The 1,218-nt window shown below is 57.3% G+C and carries 1 pseudogene; it reads left to right on the top strand.

The features are described from left to right. Positions 1-394: 394 nt before the first annotated feature. A pseudogene (locus tag D1643_RS11050) lies at positions 395-1,218 on the top strand (hypothetical protein); the annotation flags it as partial.

The raw sequence follows: 1,218 nt of genomic DNA, 5'->3' as shown, positions 1-1,218 counted from the left end.
GTACGGCGTGTGCCTGTCATCGAGGTCAGGTACGCCGGTCGCAGATGAGCGCTTGCCTAGATGTTTTAGTGTCGAGCGTCTTGGCATGGCCTCCTGGGCGCGTCAGAGCGCCCCTGACGGTCGATCATGGATAAGTAGGGGAAATAACTGCCCCTGATGTTACAGGCGATCTTGAGAGCTTTTAGAGTTGCTGGGCGGGGAGAATAGAGGTTGCCGAAATCACTCGAAGGAAGCGGCTTACTGCATGATCCGTGGGCCTCAACGCCCACTGTACAATTACAGTATTGATAAACTAACGGGCGAGGCGTAGCCTCAACGCGCATTGTACAATTACAGTATTGATAAACTCACGGGCGAGGCGTAGCCTCAACGCGCATTTTCGAGAGGGTTGGTTTTGGAGTATTCGACACTAGATGAACTGAGGTTGTCTTTCACGGAGAAGCAGGGTGTTCTCCTGGATCGCTTCGAGGTGGTGGACCCCCGCGATTTCTATAGGGATTTCTTTCCAGAGGGAGACCTTCAGGAGGATGGCCACAGGGGAGACGGGAAGCCCTGTGGCATCATTCGGTGGGCAAAGACCAAGGGCAAGGGGCATCGGACGGTTAAGGACAGCCAGGGTCGTACGCAGTTTGTGAGCCGGTTCCTTTACGACGATCTCAAGGCGATCGACCAGGTGGCCAACATGCACACCTGCTTTCTCCCCCTCTGCGCGTTCATAGGCAAGAGGGCCCTCGCCTCGAATGCTCGGTGGTGCCCCGGTTTCGCCATCGACCTCGATTATGTGGACGTGCCCCAGCTCCTTGATTTCCTCCATCAAGCTGAGAAGGGATGGTACTTTCCAACTCCGAATTACGTTGTGAACTCTGGCACGGGTCTGCATGTCTATTATCGCTTCCCGGAGAAGATTAGCCTGTCCAAGATCGACCCCCAGGCCTTGTCTGACCTCAAGCATATCGCCACCGACTTGATCTGGAACGCATACACCTCAAAGTCCAAGGACAAGCAGTACCAGGGTATCTACCAGGCCTACAGAATGCCCGGAACGACGTCGAAGCTCGGCACCGGTTACACGGTGACCGCGTTCCGGATGTCGCCCGATCCGGTGGCTCCGGAGGACTGGTCCCCTTTCGCCGGGGACGAGTGGGAGGAGCTGGGGCCGCGCCTGGCAAACCCCCCGCGCACTCCCATCGCTCTGGCGCGCGAGCTCTGGCCTGAGTG

Origin of the sequence: Enterorhabdus sp. P55 (assembly GCF_009911695.1) — a bacterium.
Classification (GTDB): Bacteria; Actinomycetota; Coriobacteriia; order Coriobacteriales; family Eggerthellaceae; genus Enterorhabdus.
Note: the sequence above shows the minus strand (reverse complement) of the source record. Positions and strands in the feature narration are given on the sequence as shown.